Origin of the sequence: Aequorivita capsosiphonis DSM 23843 (assembly GCF_000429125.1) — a bacterium.
In the GTDB taxonomy this organism is placed as follows: Bacteria; Bacteroidota; Bacteroidia; order Flavobacteriales; family Flavobacteriaceae; genus Aequorivita; species Aequorivita capsosiphonis.
Map to the genome: position 1 here is coordinate 21693 of NZ_AUBG01000012.1, position 22948 is coordinate 44640.

At 36.7% G+C, this 22948-nt stretch carries 21 protein-coding genes and 1 tRNA gene; 12 read left to right on the forward strand and 10 right to left on the reverse strand.

The genetic code is table 11. From position 1 onward, the window contains the following. The first annotated feature begins 42 nt into the window (after positions 1-42). Entirely contained in the window at positions 43-921 is an 879-nt protein-coding gene (locus G440_RS0110435; RefSeq protein WP_026451257.1) for a hypothetical protein, read from the forward strand. An 11-nt stretch (positions 922-932) separates the two neighbouring features. Here the strand turns inward: G440_RS0110435 and G440_RS0110440 are convergent, their stop codons facing one another. The 6 genes from G440_RS0110440 to G440_RS0110465 all read right to left on the reverse strand — a co-directional run bounded on the left by G440_RS0110440 (position 933) and on the right by G440_RS0110465 (position 5455). After that, positions 933-1412, reverse strand: coding sequence for a hypothetical protein (locus G440_RS0110440; protein ID WP_026451258.1), 480 nt, complete (start codon positions 1410-1412; stop codon positions 933-935). 43 nt (positions 1413-1455) lie between these two features. Next, complete coding sequence (locus G440_RS0110445) at positions 1456-2628, reverse strand: tetratricopeptide repeat protein (protein WP_026451259.1); 1173 nt, start codon at positions 2626-2628, stop codon at positions 1456-1458. Beyond that, entirely contained in the window at positions 2625-3944 is a 1320-nt protein-coding gene (locus G440_RS0110450) for a M56 family metallopeptidase (RefSeq protein WP_026451260.1), read from the reverse strand. Before G440_RS0110450 ends, G440_RS0110445 begins: the two co-directional genes overlap by 4 nt. Then, positions 3941-4321: a BlaI/MecI/CopY family transcriptional regulator gene (locus tag G440_RS0110455; protein ID WP_026451261.1), complete on the reverse strand. Its 381-nt coding sequence runs from the start codon at positions 4319-4321 to the stop codon at positions 3941-3943. The genes G440_RS0110450 and G440_RS0110455 overlap by 4 nt, the downstream gene beginning before the upstream one ends. A 212-nt stretch (positions 4322-4533) precedes the next feature. Then, positions 4534-5088 carry a nitroreductase family protein gene (locus G440_RS0110460; protein WP_026451262.1) on the reverse strand — a complete coding sequence of 185 codons (555 nt, stop codon included), beginning with the start codon at positions 5086-5088 and terminating at the stop codon, positions 4534-4536. Positions 5089-5254: 166 nt separating this feature from the next. Further along, on the reverse strand, positions 5255-5455 hold the full coding sequence (locus G440_RS0110465; RefSeq protein ID WP_026451263.1) for a CsbD family protein: 201 nt from the start codon (positions 5453-5455) through the stop codon (positions 5255-5257). Positions 5456-6179: 724 nt separating this feature from the next. Between G440_RS0110465 and G440_RS0110470 the strand changes: the two genes are divergently transcribed. The 10 genes from G440_RS0110470 to G440_RS19830 all read left to right on the forward strand — a co-directional run bounded on the left by G440_RS0110470 (position 6180) and on the right by G440_RS19830 (position 18614). Then, entirely contained in the window at positions 6180-6716 is a 537-nt protein-coding gene (locus G440_RS0110470) for a hypothetical protein (RefSeq protein ID WP_026451264.1), read from the forward strand. Between the two features lie 416 nt (positions 6717-7132). Beyond that, positions 7133-7696 carry a hypothetical protein gene (locus G440_RS0110475; protein WP_034259394.1) on the forward strand — a complete coding sequence of 188 codons (564 nt, stop codon included), beginning with the start codon at positions 7133-7135 and terminating at the stop codon, positions 7694-7696. A gap of 456 nt (positions 7697-8152) precedes the next feature. Next, positions 8153-8695 carry a hypothetical protein gene (locus G440_RS0110480; RefSeq protein WP_026451266.1) on the forward strand — a complete coding sequence of 181 codons (543 nt, stop codon included), beginning with the start codon at positions 8153-8155 and terminating at the stop codon, positions 8693-8695. Between the two features lie 87 nt (positions 8696-8782). Continuing rightward, positions 8783-9589 carry a fimbrial biogenesis chaperone gene (locus G440_RS0110485; protein ID WP_245574850.1) on the forward strand — a complete coding sequence of 269 codons (807 nt, stop codon included), beginning with the start codon at positions 8783-8785 and terminating at the stop codon, positions 9587-9589. A 71-nt stretch (positions 9590-9660) separates the two neighbouring features. After that, on the forward strand, positions 9661-12396 hold the full coding sequence (locus tag G440_RS0110490) for an SdrD B-like domain-containing protein (protein ID WP_245574854.1): 2736 nt from the start codon (positions 9661-9663) through the stop codon (positions 12394-12396). A 12-nt stretch (positions 12397-12408) separates the two neighbouring features. Beyond that, a complete protein-coding gene (locus G440_RS0110495; RefSeq protein ID WP_026451269.1) occupies positions 12409-13824 on the forward strand; it encodes a hypothetical protein in 1416 nt (471 codons plus the stop codon). A 32-nt stretch (positions 13825-13856) separates the two neighbouring features. Then, positions 13857-16634, forward strand: coding sequence for a PAS domain-containing hybrid sensor histidine kinase/response regulator (locus tag G440_RS19825; protein WP_084426711.1), 2778 nt, complete (start codon positions 13857-13859; stop codon positions 16632-16634). A gap of 95 nt (positions 16635-16729) precedes the next feature. After that, the gene (locus tag G440_RS0110505) at positions 16730-17452 is read left to right on the forward strand and encodes a sensor histidine kinase (protein WP_026451270.1); all 723 of its coding nucleotides are present in this window, start codon (positions 16730-16732) and stop codon (positions 17450-17452) included. 18 nt (positions 17453-17470) lie between these two features. Next, positions 17471-18106: a response regulator transcription factor gene (locus G440_RS0110510; RefSeq protein ID WP_026451271.1), complete on the forward strand. Its 636-nt coding sequence runs from the start codon at positions 17471-17473 to the stop codon at positions 18104-18106. A 130-nt stretch (positions 18107-18236) separates the two neighbouring features. Then, entirely contained in the window at positions 18237-18614 is a 378-nt protein-coding gene (locus G440_RS19830; RefSeq protein WP_281170768.1) for an HNH endonuclease, read from the forward strand. A 278-nt stretch (positions 18615-18892) separates the two neighbouring features. Here G440_RS19830 and G440_RS0110520 read toward each other — a convergent pair. Next, positions 18893-18966 (reverse strand) — tRNA-Asp (locus G440_RS0110520). Positions 18967-19403: 437 nt separating this feature from the next. Here G440_RS0110520 and G440_RS0110535 point away from each other — a divergent pair. Next, positions 19404-19898 (forward strand): DUF6252 domain-containing protein, encoded by a 495-nt coding sequence (locus tag G440_RS0110535; RefSeq protein ID WP_157417939.1) that lies wholly within the window; start codon positions 19404-19406, stop codon positions 19896-19898. A gap of 180 nt (positions 19899-20078) precedes the next feature. Here the strand turns inward: G440_RS0110535 and G440_RS0110540 are convergent, their stop codons facing one another. The 3 genes from G440_RS0110540 to G440_RS0110550 form a co-directional block, all read right to left on the reverse strand. Beyond that, entirely contained in the window at positions 20079-21008 is a 930-nt protein-coding gene (locus G440_RS0110540; protein WP_026451274.1) for a DUF58 domain-containing protein, read from the reverse strand. A 224-nt stretch (positions 21009-21232) separates the two neighbouring features. Then, the gene (locus G440_RS0110545) at positions 21233-21700 is read right to left on the reverse strand and encodes a copper resistance protein NlpE (protein WP_026451275.1); all 468 of its coding nucleotides are present in this window, start codon (positions 21698-21700) and stop codon (positions 21233-21235) included. 625 nt (positions 21701-22325) lie between these two features. Beyond that, positions 22326-22871, reverse strand: a complete 546-nt coding sequence (locus G440_RS0110550; protein WP_026451276.1) for a ClpP family protease — start codon at positions 22869-22871, stop codon at positions 22326-22328. Between the last annotated feature and the right edge of the window lie 77 nt (positions 22872-22948).

The following is a 22948-nucleotide window of genomic DNA, read 5'->3' on the forward strand; positions in this document are numbered from 1 at the left end:
AGATTAATTATTTATATTAGCCATAGCTTAAAGCACGTCCTTATGAAATCGTTACTTTCAATTTTTGTTTTATCACTTCTACTTTCAATTGGAAGTTTGCAAGCGCAGCAAGAATATTCCGTTGATGCACAGACTTATACATTGAAAACCGAAGTGGAGGGTTCACTCACCTTACTTTGGAATACCATTGATGGGGAATACCGTTATTTTTCAAAGAAAGATGATACTATTGTGGAACTTAAAAACACAAAACAAAATGGCGAATATCAAGAAGAATACAAGACGACTCTAAAACAACAAACCAGTGATGCCCCTGTTTCAACCGAGAAGGTAAAGCTGACACTACCAAGTTTACACTCCTTTTTTGCTACATACAACAAAAAGAGAGATCCTAGTTTTAAGGAGGATAAGGAATCTATTCACTTGCAATTCCGTCTTGGAGCTTTTGTGGGGATTACGAACAGTGTTTATACCGAGAACACCTACAATACGGCTCAAGCTTTGGCAGGAGTTGATTTAGAAATGATTGATGCCGTAAAATTGAAAAGACACGTTATGGTATTGCGTTTTAAGCAAACCGTAAAAGGTAACTCCTATAAATATTCAGCTTCACAATTATCGTTGAATTATCGTTTTAAATTTGTAAAAACACCAAAGTTCGATGCTTTCGTTAACTGTAAATTTGCGGCACTCACCTATTTCAAAAGGGAAGACACAAAACTATATGAGTTAGCGCCTCCAGTAACAACCACCACATCTGGCAGTGACTTTAACGCCCCAATAACCTTCGGGATTGGTGCAGATTACAAAGTGGGAAATGGATATATCACTTTTAACTACAATGATATTGTAGGTTTGAGCGTGGAAAGCAATGACGAATTTCCAATAGATTTCACACTCGGCTATAAATTCAATCTTTAGAAATCTGCCCGTTAATTTGTTTTTATGATTACCGGCAGAGTGAATTGCGTTTTCACAGGAATTCCGCGTTTATAGGCTGGAGCCACGGGTTGTAGCGAATCAATACTTTGCATAAGCCACTGCTCCAGGTGTGGAAATTCTTTTTGCAAGAGGGTATCAATTTCTATGTCACGAATGGAAAGCTCGCCTTTGCTGCTCACTTCAAATTTTACTTTTACGGTATCATAAATATCCCGTGCTGCCACCATATTTTCGTGACTTATGGATTTGTAGAGTTGTGAGCTAATTGTATTTATAAAACATTCTCGCTGTTGGGGTTTTTCTATCGCGTTTTCGCAGTTGGAAAAAGACGGATAGTTATCTACATCTTTCCAATTTATGGTGCCCATCTCCTCCTTAAACATTTCTTCCGAGGAAACCTTTTCGGTCTCAAAAAACTGGCAGGAAGTTGCCAGAAAAAGAATGGAGATACAGATAAACCAATGCTTCATTTGAGAATAAATTCTAACTTGAAAAGTACAAATTTACTCAAACTTAATCGGTTGCGAAATGAAGTTCTTTTTTTAAATCGGATACGCGTTGTTTTGCCAAATTTCGCATACGTCCGTTTTCAGAAAATTGCTTTAAATAATTTTGATAATAAAGCAAAACCGTTTTTTTATCTGCAAAATAATTATCCGCAGCAACCGCGAGCTTATAAAGAGCCATTTCGTTTAAGGGATTGTTGCGAAATGCTGCTTTTAAAGCTTCCATCTCCTTTTTATAATCCTGTTTCCAATTATAAATTGAAGCCATCTCCAAATACATGTCAGATAATGGAATTTCTTGAAGGGCGATAGCGATGTTAATATGACGTTGTGCTTCTTCATATTCTTTTAAGCTTCGGTAAACCTTGGCCACTTCGAGATGCCATTTAGGGTTTTTGTCATCAAACTTATTGAGCAATATTTTATATTCTTCCAATGCTTTTTCAAATTGATTGGTATAGGAATAACAAAATGCCAAATTCTCGTGTATTTGGATGTTGCTCTCTCCAAGAGCGGAGAGTCTCTGATATGTTGCAATCGCGGCAGGACAATCTTTGGTGTGAAATTGCTTTAATCCGCGTAAAGTTAGAAACCGAACGCTACTACTATCCACAGCCAAGCCTTTATTAATATATATTTCAGCGTCTAAAAACCTTCTGTTTTCAATATAATTTCGGGCGATTTTATAGGCAGCATTTATATGATTTGTATCCAAACGATATACTTCTCTATAAGCCTCTATCGCGGTAGAATCGTTTTGAGCTTCCTTTAGCAAGGCTCTCTGATATATAAAGTTAGGATTGCTTGGGAATTCATTTGTCAAATTTTTAAAAATGTTATCTGCTTTCTGGTACTTTAAAGATTGACCCAAGAGTTTTGCATATTCGAATTGTAGTTGAATATCCCCTTTTCTCTCCTTTCCAGGTGGATTGGTTTCTGAAATTGCTTGTTCATAATAATGTAGCGCCTTAGGAATATTCCCGATAGCGACATAAGCCTTTGCAATTTTCGTGGCAATTGCGGCATCCATCGTGACTTTCTTATAGTGTTTAATTGCATTGCTATAATCGCCAATTTCATAAAGGCTGTCCGCGTTTTGTAAAACAGAAGAAGCCGAAGCAGATTGGGCTCCGGCTTTAAATGATATGAATAGGGCAAGAAGTATTATTGCTTTTTTCATTCCACTATATCAAAAACAATAGGCAAGGAATAAAGCACGCTCACCTTTTCGCCTTTTTGTTCTCCTGGTTCCATATGCGGAAGGAGTTTTACAACTCGAATGGCTTCTGCCTCCAATTCAGCAGTATTTGAAAGTGAACGAGCTGTAACATCCACAACATTTCCGGTTTTGTCAATCTTAAATTGAACAGAAATTCGCTGTCTTCCCGAGAGTTTTAAATCATCGGCAACTCCAGTATTGAAATTGGAATTAATGGATTCAGCAATTTTCGTGGACATACATTTTTTCATCGTTTCATTGTCGCCAGAGCATCCAGGATAAGTGGGAACTTGCTCGATAGCGGAATAAGGAACATCCATATCTTCACCAGTGGCTAGTGTTGGAGGTGGAGGTGGAGGTGGAATAGGTGGAGGTGGAGGTGGAGGTGGATCCATTAAAGTCTGTTCCTCTTGCATCCTATCCATGGAGTCTGAACAAGAAGTATAAATCAGCATAGCTCCAAGAAGTGGAACTATCAATAAATACTTTGCTAAATTACTTCGATGTGATTTTGATTTTTGTAACATAATGATTCGTTTTTTGATTAATGATTGATTGAAAAATGTATTGATGAATGAAATTTTTTCGGTTTGAAATACTTCTGAAAGCAGGCTTTGATAATATTGCTTTTTATCGTTTTGGGCTGTAACCTCAGCATCGGCGATGAATTCGTGGAGGGTGGTCATTCTATTTTGAAAGAGATAAATCATCGGATTAAACCAAAACAGGATGCGAAGCGCTTCAAAAAACAGCAGATCTATCGTATGTTTTTGCTGAATGTGTATTTTTTCGTGCGCAATAATACTTGTCTTGTTTTCTTCGGAAATATTTTCACCTAAATATATGGTCTTATAAAAAGAAAAAGCAGTGTCCGTTTTCGGAAGAAGTATTAGTTTATAATCCGGAAGATTTTTTATAATTCCAGCAGATTTCAGTTTAGTTATTTTATATAATTTCCAACAAAAGAAAAGCGCGCTAATCCCCATTCCAAAGAGCCAAAGCCATAGTAAACCCGTGATCCACAAGGAAGTTCCATTTGAAACAGTTTCTGAAACCTCGCCACCAATAATAACCCCTGGCAACTGAATAATATATTCTTGCGGAATATATTGCTGAATAAAATCAAAACTAATAAAAGGTAAAATAAAGCCTAAAACTGGCGTGAGCAATAAGTAGATTCGGTTTAAATTGAAGAAAGTTTCCTTTTTCAGAAAAAGATCATATACCGCCAAAAACAGTACTTGAAATGTCAGTATTTGTAAGATGGTGTGTATCATTTTTTGGTTTTTTCAGAATTAATTTCCTTCATAATAGTCTCCATTTCCTGGATGCTGATATCGTTTTTCTTCATAAAAAAAGAAACCATACTTTTAAACGAACCTTGAAAATAACCGTCCATTAATTTATTGAGGGATTGACTACTATATTCGGTTTTCTTCACTTTTGGGAAATATACATGGCCTCTTCCTTCCTTTCGGTAATTGACAAAATCTTTGCTTTCTAAAATCCGAACTATGGTTGAAACCGTGTTATATGCTGGTTTCGGTTCGGGCAATTTTTCTATAATTGAAGCAACATTCGCTTCTTCCAAATCCCATAGAATTTGCATAATATCTTCTTCGGCTTTGGTGAGTTGTTTTGGTTTTATAGACATTAGATGTTAGATTTGAGATATAAGATGTTGTATCCTAGACTACAAATGTAACTAATTTATTAGTTTAAACTAATAAATTAGTTACAAATTTTAATTTATAAAAAAACCTGTTCGGTTTTTAATGGTTCTACCGCGCTATTTTCAGCTTATCGGAAAACCATAAAACCTAACAGGTCTCATTTTAATTTTTTACTTTGAACTTTGAACCTTAATTAGATCCAAACTGTTTTTTCTTCGATGGTGGATTTTCTAATTCCTTCTGGAAGTTCACCGTCATATTTTCCCATAAAGAAAAAGCCCAAACATTTTTCTCCTTCTTCCATCGGCACTAGTTCATTTAGGTAATTCATGGTGCCCGGAGTTCCCCAAAAAGCACCAATTCCGAGATCGTGTGCGGTTAGCCACATATTTTGTACGGCCATAGCTGTGGCTGCAACTTCTTCCCATTCCGGAAGGCTTCCCTTTGGTTCGCGTTGCATACAGATTGCGATTACGCAGCCAGATTTTGTGGGATTATCATAAAACTTCTTATAGGTAACGTCTTTAAAGTTGGCTGTAGTTTCCTTATATTTTTCGGCATTCCACGTTCCTAACTTTTCCTGAGCTTCCCCGTGGAAAACCTTAAAACGCCATGGCTCTGTCCGCTTGTGCGTTGGCGCCCAATTTGCAGCTTTTAAAATGGTTTCGACCTCTGCTTTACTTATTGGCTGGTCGTTATATTGCGCAGGAAATACTGCTCTTCTACTTTGTATTGTTTCTTGAATCATTGAATCTATGGGTTAGTGTTTCGAATTTTGAAATGTGAATTTATAATTATAATAGTCAAAAAAGAATCTGCTTGTAAAGCTAGGGCTTAACAGACAGATTATAATAATCTAAAACATAAAAAATCCCGCATTGAGCGGGATTTTAATTTTAATAATCTGATTAAATTTAATCAAACTTCATATTGTCAAAAAACTTATTGACGTTTTCTTTTGTTTCACCAGTCTTTTTTTGGATTCGACCTTTCAATTCGTCTTCTTTACCTTCTTCATAATCTAAATCATCATCCGTAAGGTCGCCCCATTGTTGTTTGGCTTTTCCTTTGGCAATATTCCAATTACCTTTTACTTTGTCTGAAAATGCACTCATAATTTGTTTTTCTTTAGTGGTTAATATTCAATTTTTTTTTCTTTTATAAAGATAGTAGAATAGCCTTTTGTAAAAGTGAAAATTGGGTTAATCTGTTGTTAATTGATGGTTAAAGGCTAGATTAACAACCTCAATTACTGCAGAAAACTTAAAATTTTGGGGATATCAAGATTGTCTGCTCGGGTTTGGCTCGACTCCTTGTTCGCCAAAAGTTATGTGTGAATTAAAATACCAAAGCTATCCTAAAAAAAACGGCTCCGCTCCAAGTCGGCTGCAGGATTTATTCATGGCTGCTTTATAAATGCACCATAACATCCAAGCTTTCAAAAAACCAGACATCTACCCTAATGATGGCAACCAGAAATCCCGCAAATATGATATAGCTGGTTAGAAACTACTGCATTTTACTGATTTCTAATAAACCTTTTGTTTCGCCTAAAGCTATAGATTAAGCCTTCCAACTAACTTAATATAAGAATAAGAAGATTTTTAGAATACTGTTTAGCTATTAATCTCGAAGGATATATAGATCACTCTATATATAGGTGTTGCTATTTAAAGCCACCTCATAAGAATCCTTCCGTAAGGGCTTTGTAGTTGTTTTACTACACACACTTACAACTTCTACTACAAAATAAACTGCAAGTGCGTTCTATCTTTGTAGTGTCAAAACAAAGTAAAAGACAAAATCAAATAATAATAATAAATCGTAAATCCCTAAATTATGAAAAAACAACTTATCATCGCAACCTTAGCTCTTGGAGCAATTGTATTTGGAACTAACAATGTACAAGCGCAAACCGCTACAACTGCAGTAAACATTATTTTGAGTGATGTAATCTCAATTGATGCTGGAAGTGTTGCCAATGGAGGCTCCGTTGCTTTTAATTATGTTACAGCAGAGGACTATAACACAGATACAACTGTTAACGTTCCTACTAGTTTAAAAGTTACTTCTACAAAAAACTTTGATGTAAAGGTAAAGGCAGATGGCGCAAACTTTACGGATGGCACAAACAACATTCCTGTGAACGTATTAACTATTAAAGCCGCAACTGGTGGAACTATGGCAGGAACACAAAACAACGTTGTATTATCAACAACTGATCAAATACTTATCGGAAATGCTCCTCTTGGTAGTGCTTTAACACTAGATTTGGATTACGAAATTCCTGCAGCCAAATCATCTTCCGCTGATATCTTAGGAAAACCAGTTGGCACTTATACTCAAAATGTAACTTATACTGCTACCGCTCTATAAGTCAAAAAATATTTAACGCAGAGTTTAGGGATTCCCTTGATTGCAGTTGCTGTAATCTTGGGAATCCTTTTAGTTTGAGGCTAATTTACAAGCGATTATCTTTTTTGACAATGGATCACAGACTGAACTTGACGGAACGACACAGCTTTAAATCTCTTAGTCCTAGTAGCTTTTTGGGTTCCTTTTCAAAATACGTCTCAGCACTATCCATATATGTTATTTATAAAAGTGCGAAATCGGCAATTTTTCCTAATGTTCCATTGTGTATTTTGAATAAAAGAAAAAAAATCGCCTTAAATTAATGAATACATTAAAAAAATCGACGAAGTGAAATAAAATCGGATTAACGGTAATAAAATTTGTTAATACTAGTTCTTTGGCCTACCTTCGGGTTTTATTTTTAACCCCAGATCGAAATGAACACCTACCTACTTTTTCACTACTTTAGGAGAATAGCTATTCTCATAGCTTTTACTGTAAGTCTTGTACTATTTGGAACCAATACCATATGGGCCCAGAATGCAACTACAACTATAAACCTCGTATTGGCAGATGTAATTTCAATAGATCCAGGAAGTGCAGCAAATAATGGAAGTGTAGATTTTCATTATGAAAATGTAAACGATTACAATTCCGAGAAAACAACCACTATTCCCAACAGTCTTATTATAACTTTTAGCAAACCCTTCGACTTAAAGGTTAAAGCCAATGGTGAAAACTTTGAAAATGGATCCAATAGTATTCCGGTGGATGTATTGACCATTAAACGCAACGAAAGTTCACAAATAACAGGAACCTCCTCTCCTATTATTCTGTCCACTCAAGATCAGGTTTTGATTAGCGGCGCAGACAGGGGAAGTAAATTAAACCTCGACTTAGATTATATAATTCCCCAAGCCCGATCCTCTTCTGTGGATATCCTCGGTAAACCCGCTGGTCACTACTCACAAAAGATAACCTATACTGCTACTGCGCTATAGTTTGACCAGCACGAATTAGCTTTCCCCTTCCATTAGCCATCATGACTAATAGAAGGGGATTTTTTTATGCTGGTACAGTTCTTCAGCTTTTCACCACGAATTCACAAATGTATTATTTTGAAATACCAAGTTTCCATGACGATTACCCACACCAAAGAAATACCAGCTACCTCCGCAACCTAAATCGCTTCTTACACAATTTTTGATATATTTATAGCATCCTCCCTTTCTTCCTTCAGCTTTAATACAATGCCTAATTAATAATCTCAAGACATGAAATTCGTCCTTTGAACAATTAGCGCATTCGTGGCAATCTTCCCTCCTGTAGATATTTTACTACACACACTTACAACTTCTACTACAAAATAAACTTCAAGTGCGTTCTATCTTTGTAGTGTCAAAACAAAGTAAAGGACAAAATCAAAAATTAATAATAAATCCCTAAATCCCTAAATTATGAAAAAACAACTTATCATCGCAACCTTAGCTCTTGGAGCAATTGTATTTGGAACTAACAATGTTCAGGCTCAAAACCACACTGCCACAACAGCAGTAAATATTATCTTGAGTGATGTAATTTCAATCGATGCAGGAAGTGTTGCGAATGGTGGTGCTGTAGATTTCAACTATGTAACTGCTGAAGATTACAACTCTACAAAAACAGCAACTGTTGCAAATAGTTTGATCGTTACCTCAACCAAAAACTTTGACGTAAAAGTAAAAGCAGATGGCGCAAACTTTATAAATGGATCAAACAACATTCCAGTAGATGTTTTAACTATCAAAGCCGCAACGGGTGGATCAATGGCAGGTACTCAAAACACAATTGTACTATCGACAGCTGACCAAGTACTTATTGGAAATGCGCCTCTTGGAAGTGCTTTAACGCTTGACTTGGATTACGAAATTCCTGCAGCCAAATCATCTTCCGCTGATATCTTAGGAAAACCAGCTGGCACTTATACTCAAAATGTAACTTATACCGCTACGGCTCTATAACTTCGGTTTTAACTCATAAAGATTCCCTAGATTACATTTTTAACGTAATTTTGGGAATCTTTTTTAATTCAAATCCCCAAAGTTCCAATGCGTACCTACCTGCAGTTTTCAATTCTTCTATTGCTTATACTTACTTGTGGTTCTTCAGCCATAGCTCAAGGAATCTCTATGTCGCCCACGCGATTGTTCTTTACCGGAAGTCCGGGCGAAACGGTTAGTTTGCCTGTAATTCTAAGCAACAGTTCCGATATCGATTATGTTTTTAACGTCAACACAAAAGATTGGAAAAGAGAAGAAGATGGCAACAAAGTATATTTTGACCCTAACACCTTGGAAAATTCAAATTCTTCTTGGGTTTCAACGATTGAATCTTCCGTCAATCTTCCAGCTAAAAATGACAAGGAGATTATGGTTACTATGAAGATTCCTGCAAACGCATCTACTTCGGAAGTGACTAACGCTATGTTGTTTTTCACACAGATAGGCAAGCAAAAGGATATTGCAGATCAACAAAAAGGGATTGGAATCATCACTTTGTTTGAATTTGGTCTGCACGTTTATTATACTCCTTTGGACAATACTAATCTAAGTTTAGACATTGTTAGTATTAAGAACATCACTGCTGAAACCGCTGCAGCTCCCAAAGTTGCCGTTGGAATAGAAAACGATGGCAATTTGGTAAACGATGCCACGGTAGAGTTGGAACTTACAAATACAAGCACAGGTGAAGAACTTAAATTGAACCCTATCAACATTTCCATGCTTCCCGGAACCAAACAAGTTGTAAACTTTCAACTTCCCGAAGGGCTTTCTGGATCTTACCTAGGAGTTTCTATCATAAAAATGGCGGGAACCAACGATTTAAGAGTCGGCGAAAAAACTTTTGAGTTTTAAAAATTAAATTGAAATCCCCTAATCGCATACCGTACCCTAACCTAAAAAACACAGTTCCAATTTTGGCACTCGTGCTTTTTGGCCTTTTCAATGCATATGCCCAAAACGAAAATCAACTGGGTTTTTATTTTGAAAAGGATACGCTTTCTGTAGAACAGGGACAAAGTTTTATCAATTTTCTTGTTTTAAAGAATTTAAGTGAAAGCGAGATTATTGTTGAAAACATCGCACCTCAAGAGAAATACCCAGGACTTCTTTTATCTTCACAATCCACCTATACCCTAGCAAAAGACGAAAAAAAACGCTTGCCTATAAAGTTTTTAGTGAATACGGATTTTATGAAAATGAAATCGCAAGAAATCAGCTACCAGCTATCATACCTTATTCAAGGAGAAAAGAAAAGCTTGGAAGCTTCGTTTTTTGTTGACAGAAATGAAGAAAAACACATTGCCCTATATTCCTTTTCGCGCGAAACCTATATCAATCCTGCGCAAGCTGAATCTACTATTTCTTTGTTTGTTGAGAACAGAGGCTACTCCCAACGTTCCATCAAGCTCACATTTCAAACCGTACCTGATGGCTTGGAGGTAAAGCCAAAAGAAATTACTCTTTCCTTGGAAGGACAAGAAAAAAGATTGGTCGAGTTTCGGGTTTCACTTCGGCATCAAGGAGATTTTTACCCAGATTATAATATCAGTGTAAGAGCAACCGATTTAATAAATAACGAACAAGTAGGGAACACCAATTTAAAGCTAATCATCTTGTCTAATAACCGGCAGGTAATGCGCGGCCCCGGTCTTGAAATGGGTAAAAATTTTGTAGAAGTTGGCTATAATGAACAGAGCAGTGGTTTCAATTATCTGCAATTAAAGGGTAATACCGAGTTTTTAATTGGAAAGGATATGCAAGGAAGGTTTAATCTTGCTACCGATTACTATTTTTCCGAAAACCAGTATAATTTATACGACACTTGGTTTGAATTGGAAAGAAAAAATTCCCTACTCCGCCTAGGGAATGTTTACGCAAACGATTACGATTATTCTGTATCGGGAAGAGGAGGATTGATAAAGACCAAAATTGGCGAAAACAAAGCTGTAGAGGTTTTCGCTTTAGACAATAACTACAATCTCTACGGGACCTATTTTCCGGAGAATAAAGGATCCAAAATAGCAGGAGCAAAATTCAGCTTTGGAGAGACCAATGAGTTCAACGGAAAGCTTTCCTATATTTTTGACCACAATCCGCGTTTGGAGACCGACACTCAAGTGGCAAATTTTGTTTCTTCCTTTGTGGGAGGTGCTATACATAATTTTAGGGTAGAAGCCGGTGCTAGCCACGAGAAAGGAAGCGTAAACGACGATCAGAATACAGGTATCTCGGCAGGATTAAATTACGAAACTAGATTTGGGAAATGGGAATTTCAATCCCTAAACGATATAGCGAGTAAAAGCTATGCAGGACTAAATCGCGGCTCTTTTAACTTTAATCAAAATATAGGTTATAAAATCTCTAAATTCGGAAGATTATTTTTGCAATACCAGAACTCCCAAGTACAACCTGAATATTTAAGCCTGCAACAAACCGGTGATTATGGCGGTCAGGATTATTATCCATATTACTTTTACAGCACGCAATCGTTAAAGACGGGAACACAGTTTTCGCTTGCAAAATGGAGTTTTACACTTTCTCCACAAATTGAAAGACAGAAAAGTATAAATACTTCTTTTGCACAGGAATTACTTTCGTACCGCTTTCGCACCAATATAGGAACCTCCTTTAATGGTCACGGCCTTGATATTTCCGCAGAATACTCATATTCTAGACCTTCAAATCTGCTCTGGTTTCACAGTCTAAAAACCACTTTATCTTATCGTTATTTGGGTTTTTCCCTAAATGCTTCTGCCCAGATCAATCCCAATGACGTGATTGATCTCAATTATTACAATATGGAAGCCAAGAATTTTTTCAATTATAATGCCTATGCCTCCTATAACTTCCAAACCATTAACAACATACTTACAGGAGCAATTTCAGCAGGAATTAATTATTCTGAACTATATAGTAATACTAACAAAACACTAAATGGTAATATAGAATACAAATTCTCCCAAAGCTGGGCTGCTACGGGCTATGGGAATTATTCCGAATATAATTCAACGATGAATTTTGGCTTTTCAGGAAGCAATTATCAGTTTAAGGTCGGGATTAAAAAATACTTTATAAAAGCAACAGCTGCAGGGAATCATAAAGTTAGTTTACAATTATATCACGACAAAAATTTCAACGGGGTTTATGATTCCGATGAAGTTGTCATTGCTGATGAAACGGTAAAACTGAACGACTTTGTTGCTATTACAGACAAGAACGGTAAAGTTCGCTTTTCAAATGTTCCCGATGGAACCTATACCATAAAAATTAACGAAACTGCCGGCTTGCGGATGATTACAGATGCAAGCATTATTGTAAACCAAAATAAAACCTTAAAAATTGGCTTGGTGAAAAAGAATATGGTAATCGGAAAATTAGTAGAAATAAAGCAAGCCTATGATAAGTTAGACACGTATGTACGCGGCGTAGTGATATATGCGAAAGACAATGAAGGTACTATAAGTAGTACCGTGGTAGACCAAAACAATGAATTTGAGTTTTTCTTAGGCAATGGCACGTACGATATCTATATTGAAAACAGCAAATATGAATACATTAATCCTTCCCAAAAAATTGTGGTAGAAAGTGCGGATTATGCGCGCCCTTTGATTTTTAAATACAGAAAAAAGGATACTGAAATTAAGGTGAAGAAATTTTAATAAAGCAAGAATATGAAAATTTATAAATTGATTATTTTAGGAATTCTTTTATTCTTTGGAACACTGATGACGGTGGAGGCGCAGGATGTAAATATTGTTGTGCCTGCTCATAATATTTTTAATCGAGCAGAATTCGTAACGATTCAAACTGTTATGAATGCCCAAAGAAATAAGAAGTGGGATAATCATAACGACCCAGCAATCTGGGCCATAAACAGTCAAAATTTTTCCCACACCACCCTATCGGGAGTTTTATTAACAAATTCCGTGCTTAATTGGCAATTTGATAGCATTGGAGGAGAAGATTCTCCACTCCAAGGGAAGGATGGATTACCCGGCTTCCAATCTTTCACTACTAGCCCGCAAGCTTGGTACTATCCACACCCTTCGGGAAGATATAAACAAGGAAACATAACGTTCAAATTTAAAATGCTTGCCGAAGCTTTTTTAAATAATGCCTTTGTAGCTGGAAATTACTCCTTAGTTGTTACGCATAATTATGATAACGATTTTACCCCAAACTCCTTCAATTTACTAATTTCCATTCCTCAGACAATTTCTTGGCTTACGGCCAGCAACGTCAGTTATAAGGAAATAAACTCTTTGGAACAGTTCAGAGTGGCCCCCCCAAGCGTTTCGAAGGAACTGGGCGTTTTTGCTCTAGGAAATACCGTCAACTTTAAGTTATTTGCTAAAAGTGCTTCCTCCAACATTCAGTTTACTTCATCAAAAGGAGTACAGGGAACGCGCAATATTTCCATGTTTAATCTTGGCGGCAACAACGCAAAAATAGCAACTTTACCGCTCACTGCTAGCTGGAAAGATTTTACTCAGGGCAATAGCTTCCATGTTGAAAACGGCAATAGAAATGAATTTGAACTAAATCTTTCCGTATCCCAATCAGATTTTAAAAATCAATTTTTCGAGGCGGGAACCTATAAATTTCAGATAAATCTAAATGCAAAAAGCACAGATAACACCACTGCTTCACAACAGAATATCGACTTCACATTAAAGGTACTTCCGCTTTCAGAAATAACCATTCCCACCTCGGGCAGTGCAGTTAATTTTGAATTTAACACCATAGCTCATTATCAAAATGGGCAGTCAAAATTAATTCCGAATCAATTAAGGATCTCAAATAATGAAACCTATGAGCTGTACGTTAAAACAGATGTACCTTTTTTTAGAAAATCTGGTGTCCAGTCTGATGTAGCATCCAGTATTTTGCAAGTGGGCGTAGAAGGAGAATCACCAAATGTTTCCCTGTCTCCTACTTCCCAAAAAATTATTGCCAATGGAACACCCATTCTCGATAAAAATTTGAATATTAAATATACCATTTCCCCTATTGCCGCCCAATCATTGGTGGCGAAGGAAAAAGACACTTATTCTATTAACGTTATATACAGTTTTACCGCACTATAAAATATTTCTCAAAAATTCATCATCCCAAAACAATGGCAAAACCGAACTCTCAGTCCCCAGCAACTCCACAACAGTTAATCGATCGATTCGAAACTCTTAGCGATCGCTATACAGACACCTTTCAGTTTTTAGTTGACTCTGTAGCAGAATTGACAGATGTCGCTTTGTGTACTGTTGTCTTTTTTGAGGAAGGCGATTCGTATGTTTTGGCCTCTTCCAACGATTCCGTTTTAAAAATATGGCCGAAAGGTTCATACAATCCTGAAGAGTTTATTGATAAGCACAACTTAGAGTTTAAACGATCAACTTCTACCTTGTGTGATATAGATGTGAAATTTTGGAAATCTCAATTTATACTTAATTCAGAAGACCAACACGTTGCGACACTAAACATCATTGACAACAAAGAACGAACCTTTACAGAATCTGATGACAAAACGCTTCAAAAAGCGGCAGCGCAGATTACAAAATGGATATTGAGCAAAGAAAAGGAACAGCGATTAGAAAAACACGATCATCTATTTCAACTTTCAAGCGATCTCATAGGGATTGTGAGCTTCGAGGGAAAGTTTCTGAAGCTGAACCCGGCATTTTCCAAAACCTTAGGCTGGACAGATGCAGAATTTATGGCATCGCCTTTTATCAATTTTATTGATCGCGAGGATAGAAGAGCCACTGTAGAAGTGATGCAGAAACTCACAACAGGTAAACCAGTTGTCAACTTTACGAATCGATATCATACTAAAGAAGGCGGAGTTAAGTGGATAGAATGGACCTGTATTCCTGAAACAGAAACTAAATTGATATTTGTTATAGGTCGCGATGTAACCGAATTTGTAAAACGCGAGGAGCTTCTAAAAAAGAGCGAGCAAAAGTTTTATCGACTTTTTAATAACATTGAAGGCATCTTGAGTGTTCACGACCTGGAGGGTAACTTTTTAGAGGTTAATCCCGCCGGACTTAAAGCCTCCGGTTATTCTCAAGAAGAAATGCAGAAATCCACTTTGTTTGATCTGATCGATCCTGAAAAACACGGGCAGATACAAGCTTATTTGCAGGCAGTACAACACTATGAACATGCTTCGGGAGAAATGGCTATTATCAAAAAAAATGGGGAAAAAGCGATCTGGTATTTTACAAGTGCCTTAGATGAAGATGCAGAAGGAAACAAACAAGTTTTGGCGAATGTGCTGGACATTACCGAGCAAAAGAAATTGGATTACGAACTTAAAAAAGCAAAAACCGAGGCAGAAGAAGCGAATAAAGCAAAATCTGAGTTTGTGGCGAATATGAGCCACGAAATTCGCACTCCATTAAATGGGATTATCGGGTTTACAGAACTTGCCCTCGCAACAAATCTGGATGACACCCAAAAACAGTATTTAGAGATCATTAACCAATCGGGGGTTTCACTGTACAGTATCATTAATGATATTCTAGATTTTTCCAAAATGGAAAGCAACAATATGAAACTTGCCATTGATAGAATTGAAGTGGAGGAAGTGGTTTCAGAAGCATTTAATATTGTGTCCTACGGAATAAATAAAAAAGGTTTGGAGATGTTGATGGATATTGATCATGACATACCTCAATATATCTGGGCTGATGCGATGCGGTTAAAACAGATACTGGTCAATCTTTTGGGCAACGCTTTAAAATTTACGGAAACCGGTGAAATAGAGCTCTATATTAAAATATTAAATGATCACGGAAACGGAAAAATGCAATTGCGATTTGGAGTTAAGGATACTGGAATTGGAATCCACGAGAACAAACAACAAGAAATATTCAATGCTTTTTCACAAGAAGATAGCAGCATCACCAAGCGTTTTGGGGGAACAGGACTGGGACTCTCTATTTCCAATAAATTATTGGCTTTGGCAAACTCTAAGTTGCAACTGGAAAGTGAGCAGGGAAAAGGCAGTAATTTCTTCTTTGATCTTGAATTCAAAGTAGAAAGTGAGGAAATAGAGAATGGCCTACAGGAAATCAAAAAAGTACTGATTGTTGATGATAATGAAAACAACAGAAAAATTTTGCGACGGATGTTGGAAATCAAAGGTATTGAGGTGGAAGAGGCCGATAGCGGCCTCAAAGCTCTGCTGGTTATGATAGATCATCCAGAGTTTGATGTAATAATTATGGATTATCACATGCCCGTTATGGATGGCATTGAAACAATACGGAAAATAAAGGGTCTAAAACCCTCCCCTACCCATGAACAACCTTTTATAGTGTTATACAGTTCTTCTGATGACGATCAGCTAAAATTAGCCTGCGATGAATTGGAAATTGAGAGTAGGCTCGTAAAACCCATCCGCATGAAGCAGATGTATCAGATTTTGTCTGGACTCAAGAATGTTGCATTGGACAAAATCAAAACCCTTGACGAGATTCCTCTGGTGCCGAAAACTCCCGGTCTAAAAATTTTAATTGCCGAAGATAACGAAGTTAATATGTACCTAACAAAGTTGTTTTTACAAAGTCTTGTTTCTGAAGCCTTAGTTTTTGAGGCAAAAAATGGAGAGGAAGCAGTGGAGAAATATCTTCAAGAACAGCCAGACATCGTTTTAATGGACGTACAAATGGCAACTTTAAACGGTCTCGAGGCTACGCGAAGAATCAGAGCTACTGAAGCGCATATGGAAGTCCCCATAATTGCACTTACCGCTGGAAGTCTACCTGGAGAAAAGGAAAAATGCCTAGAAGCCGGAATGACCGATTTTTTAACCAAACCACTCTTAAAGCAATCCTTGGGTAATATGCTTTCAAAATGGTTGGGAGTGAAAATGAATCAAGGGGAAAGTTAAAAATAAAAAAACGAAAGTTTCGCATCCAAAAATCATAAGGCGCTACAACAAGTACAAAGAAGGGTAGCAGAAAAGATCAAACGAATATTTAAATAATGAAATCGGAAATAAAAAAACTATCCGCTGAAATAGAACGCTTACAGAAAGAAAACGAATTAAAGTCAGGTTGGATCTCACTACTTTCGCACGATTTTAAAGAGGTTTTTGGAAGTTTGATCTGGTTAACCGAAGCAGTGGAAAGTGAGACCATTGCTAAAGATGATTTTTTTAAATTATTGCCTAGAATACATCAGGATGCAAAAAAAAATCTCCAAACAGTTACAGATACAAACGAATGGTTTAAAACCCAAATGAATGGTTTTAAACCAGAAAAATCAAATCTTTTGGCTTTAGACTTATTTATCAAGTTGAAAACGAAGTTTGAAAAAAAGCTAGCTGCCAAAAAAATAAACTTCCAATTTCAAGGAGATGAAAGTTTGGTTTTTAAAACTGATCCATTTTTAATTTTTGCCATTTTAGAAAAGCTTTTAGACAATGCCATCAAATATTCACATAGAGATAAACCTATTCACTTTGAAGCTTTTAGAACAAAAAACACTACAACTCTATCTATAATCGATTTTGGAGCGGGGATGGAATTAGAGATCCAAGAATCTCTTTTCACCTTTCGAAGCCCTGTTTTTAAAGGTACAAATGGAGAAATAGGTGCCGGATTAGGTTTGAATATTGTCAGAAATTTCGTATCCTTGATGCAAGGAAAAATAGAAATTGATTCTACCCACAATGTGGGCACCAAAATCACTGTTATCCTGCCCTAAATCGAAAAATAAATTACCATGCACACTGGCACTCGCATTTTAGTTGCGGATGATCACGGTATAGTGCGTATGGGACTTGTGCAAGTTATAAAACAGCTTCGTCCCCACGCCCTATTATCTGAAGTAGAAGATTATAAATCACTTTCCGCTCTTATTTCCAAAGAAAGTTTTGAACTTGTTATCCTTGATGTAAACATGCCGAATGGTACCTTACAGCAGGCCATCGATTTTATTCATATAAAACAACCAAAATTAAAGATACTTGTTTTCTCTTCCCAAGATGAACAATTGTACGCCTTGCGCTATTTAAAAATGGGTGCGGATGGGTTCTTAAACAAACTTTCTTCCAAAGAGAAAATTGATGAAGCTCTTTCCGCAATGCTTCAAAAAGGTAGGTATATAAGTGAGGAAATAAGAGATTCCATGTTTTCACATACCCTTAACAAACCACAAAGCTCCTCCCCTCTTGAAACTTTATCAAACAGAGAACTTGAAGTTGCAAACAAGTTAGTTGAAGGACTGCCATTAAAAGAGCTCTCCAACCAATTAAACCTCCATACCTCAACGGTAAGCACTTATAAAAATCGGGTATTTGAAAAACTGGAAATACATTCCATTCCTGAATTAGTGGAGATTTTAAGGATGTATGCTTAATAAAAATGCAGCATTCTTCCTTTATAGCTCAATCCCAATTTCTAAGTAAACACTATAATTGGGGTTGATCACCAAGTAAAGCGTATCAAAAAAGAAGCTCAAGGAAGAAGAGTATGACGAAGAAATCTTTGTGAGAGGCGGCGTTTTTAAAAGGACCATTCCAAAAATAGACAACTATAGTTGCTGTATATCTGGTATGCGAGTAGAAACCACCAAAAACATTCAAATGATTGATGCTTGCCATATAGTTCCTTTCAGGCTTTCTAATGAAGACAACATTCCAAATGGCATCTCACTATCTCCTAACCTTCATCGCGCCTTTGACAGAGGCTTGATTACAGTGAACAATGAATATATTGTGAGAGTGTCACCAATTGTAAAAGACAACGACTCTAAATGGTCTATCTCCCAATTCGAAGGAACGGAGATTATTTTACCTTCAGATGCAAAATGCTTTCCTTCTCTTGAATCTTTAAGTTGGCATAATAAAGAAGTTTTCATTCTTTAAAATCTAACTTTCTAAAAAAATTGTTTGAATAGAAGTTATTTTTAGACAACTCGGCAACTGCAACCTTTTTATTTAGGACTGCAACCTTTTTGCAACCCTTTTAAATTTGCAAACTACCCGAAAACAAAAAAAGCCTCTCCGTGTGGAAAAGCTTCTCATCGGTCTTCCCGATAGCTATCGGGATCAAACCACATCCTCTGTCGCTAAAGCTTTAGAGGACAACACAACATTATTAAAACTCACTCTTGAGTGAGATGCCTTTCTTCAAAGGCATTAAGCGGTCTGGACGAGACTCGAACTCGCGACCCCCTGCGTGACAGGCAGGTATTCTAACCAACTGAACTACCAGACCAAATTTTCAATTAACCTTTTCAGGTAACCCCAACAACAGTTGGGCAAAGTGAAAAATTGTTACCAATACATTTTGGAAACGTGTTCCTTGCTGTATTAAGCGGTGGCAAATATACCACTCCATTTGGTTCTAACAAACTATTTTTTGAAAAAAAATTATATTTTTTTAAGCACTCCATTTTGAAGGGAATAAACCTGAATTAATTGCCCTAAACTTTATGCTTAAACCCAATCAAAGCCTATCCAAATAACTCACATAAATGCCATAAAGCCACTGTTTTAATAAGAATAGACTTCTCCAAATTTAATATCACCCTTTATTTTACCGCAACTTTAGCCTTAAAAAGTAATATACCCTCTACTAGGTATTTTACATTAAATATTCCATCAATACATTTGAAACTCACCTGCGATACGTGCAAAACAAAATTCAAAACCATGGAAAATTTAGTAAAATTATCGATAATGGCATTTTTTAGCATCTGTTTAATTTCCTGTGATCTTAGTTCAGACGATGAGTCCGACATGTCTGCTGGAGATTTTAAGGCTTCCGTTGCGGGAACTGCCATAGATTTTTCTGCAATGTCCGGATGCTATAAAGGCCTTTACGATGAATCTTCAGCGCTGTTTATTGATGGTGGCACTTCTGATTACAGTAACGAAATAGATATAATTCTAGTGAACGTGACAGGAATAGGTGATTATATAGTAGGTGACTCTACAGAAAATTCTGCCTCCTACTCTTCAGTTTCCGATGATGGGCTGGTAACTAGCTATTACACGTTTGGAGAAGGCACAGGCTTAGTAAAGGTTACAGAATACAGTGGCAACCGTATCGCCGGCACGTTCTCCTTCACCGCGATTAATAATTACGATGATGATTCTCAAATTTCAGTAACTAATGGAACTTTTAACCTGGAAGTGTCTGATTAATAAAAAAGTTCTAAACGCCCATTATCTTTGACAGAGTTTTGTAATATTTTAATCGGACACTAATGATTTCCAAACCAGAAAGTGCTAATACCTCAAGGGGATCAGAAGCTGAATAGGAAGTATTAAAGTAGAATCAAAAGTAATAATCTACTTGCCTACTTGCTAACAACTACTCTCTACTCACCCGAACTTCTGTCGTTCCACTAAGTACGTAGTCAAAATTTTATTAAAACTTTCGTTGATGTCGGTTAGCACATATTTTATTCTGTATTGGGCGCATCGCAATTGAAGCTCGGTAAAATAACTCTGTATCGCTTCTTCGTATTGCTGCTTAATATTGTCGGCATACAGATTTATATGCTCACCAGTTTCCACATCCACAAAACGCTTTGGCCGGTTAGTGAAGTCGAAGTTTACCTCATGTTTTTTATCAAAAGTGTGAAAGAGGATTACCTCGTGTTTGTTGTATTTTAAATGTTGAAGGGCTTCAAAAAGTTTTTCGGCCTCGGCATCACTTTGGAGCATATCGGTAAAAAGAAAGACCAAAGAACGACGTTTCAGTTTTTCGGCAATTAGATGTAGGTGTTCGTAGGTCTTCGTTTCTGATTTTTCATTTGAAGAAAGTAAGGCCTTGTTTAGATGTTGAAGAAGCATGTGATGATGCCGTTCACTCCCCTTTTCCGAAGCGTAAAATTCATATTTATCGCTATAAATACTCATTCCAACAGCATCGCGCTGCCGTTTCATCAAGTTCATAATTGCCGCCGAAGCCAATACCGAAAACCCAATTTTGTTCAAGGAATTTATATGGAACTGTTTCAGTTTTGGGTAATGCATGGAGCTGCTATTGTCCACAATAAGATGGCAACGCAGATTGGTTTCTTCTTCGTAACGTTTTGTGTAGAGCTTATCGGTTTTGGCAAAGAGCTTCCAGTCGATATGTTTGGTACTTTCTCCGTTATTATAGGTTTTATGCTCGGCAAATTCCGCAGAAAACCCGTGAAACGGACTCTTATGAAGTCCCGAAATAAAACCTTCTACCACTTGTTTTGCAAGCAGCTCTAGGTTTTTAAAACCTGTAATTTCGTTTATTCCTTTTTCAATATCCACGCTTCGATACTATTTTTATTAAATCGCTATGCGATTTAATCAAAATCACTCAGCGACCTTTGTTCGGTAACATTTTTTAAACTTTCTTACGGTACAACTTTTAATTAATCGCTATGCGATTTAGCAAAAATCACTCAGCGGCATTTGTTCAGAAATACTATTAAAGCTCTACAGCCATCCAATTAAACCAGTTTAAATGAGACTATAAATCTCAGATTCCCAAGTTATTTTCTTTTCTTCAGAATATACAGATCAGACATCTTGCGATTAATCATTTTTCCTTTGGCGTCTAGCATCAGCAATTGGTTTTCCCCTACTTTATACTTTAACTCGCTATCTCCACCTTTAAGCGTTATTTTTGATCCAGTAGCATCCCAAGTAAAATTTCCACTGCTTTTAAATTCATTATCTGTCTTAGACTTCCCAAGGTAGGTTTGGGAAAGTGTATAGGTTTTGTCGTCCTTGAGTTCCAATACGGTTTTAATTCCTTCACAATCTGCACAAGGCGTGGTACCTTGATATATTCCAGCCCAATCCAGTGCGATTCGGGAATTGTGATCATCGATAACTTGGGAGTCGTCGGTTTCTATGTCTTTTACAGTTTCTTCTGAAGTAACCTCCTTCTTTTCGTCATTCTTGCAACTAAACATAATAGTAGCTGCTAGCACAAATAATAAAGTTATTTTTTTCATTTTTCGAAGTTTAGATAGATTTCATTTATAAAAATAACAAATAGTCTTGTTGATGTTAAGTCCATAATTCGAGCCCGTCCAAGATCACGAACTTTATCTAACTTAGGGTTAAAATACCGCCACGAATAGCACAAATTAGATCAATTATTAAAACCAAGTATACAATTCATCACGACTCTGAATCTAACGAATGCAACAGACTTTCATTCTGTTTTTAATGCCATATCAATTTAGCAAAGAATGGTTTATACCTATACTTACTCAAACACAAACAATTGACCATTAATTTATTATAAAGTTAAATTGATTAAGACTATTTTTCAGCTATTAAATCGTCTGAAGTCTCACACCTGCCTGCCGCAGGCAGGTCTCAAGTCTCAAATTACAATCCGACGGCTCAAGTTTAAACTGGTTATTATTATTGAAACATCTAATTTTCGGCACTTTGTCACCCTTTAGGGAAGGGGTAAGAGCAAAGGGCCGAAAATCCAATTATTTTTACCCTAACCCTAAAGGGAATAATTGAATTTCCTACGTTCGAGCCAACTTGAAATCTCCAAAATATGGATTTGAAATTAATATCAACGCTCAATTAAACTAGAGCCAATTCGTCTAAAAAAGGGAGCTATTTCATTACTCCATCAACTATTCCGTACTCCACAGATTCTTCGGCATCCATCCAATGATCGCGATTAAAGTCTTTCATTACTTTTTCAAATGTCTGTCCGCAGTTTTCTGCTAAGATGCGTGCGCTGATTTCCTTGGTTTTTAAAATTTCCTGGGCGGTAATTTCAATATCGCTTGCAACTCCACGAGCGCCACCACTAGGCTGATGAATCATTACTCTGGCGTGTGGCTGAATAAAGCGCTTGCCCTTTTCTCCAGCTGAAAGCAAAATACTCCCCATGGAAGCTGCCAAGCCAGTACATATAGTTGAAACTGGACTTTTTATTTCGCGTAAGGTATCGTAGATCGAAAAACCCGAAGTAACATATCCGCCTGGACTATTAATGTAGAATTTAATTTCATCGTGACTAAGGGCATCCAAATACATCAATCTGTCAACAACGTGTCTTGCGCTTTTATCGTCCACCATTCCCCATAAAAAAACTTTGCGTTCCTCTAATAATTTACCATCGATTCTATCTTGTACTTTTTCTGTTTTTTTCATATTTAGGCCCGCGTAGACGGGTATCTTTTATAATTATTTCAAATTTTCAATGTTCTTTAGAGCACTCCCGATAACTG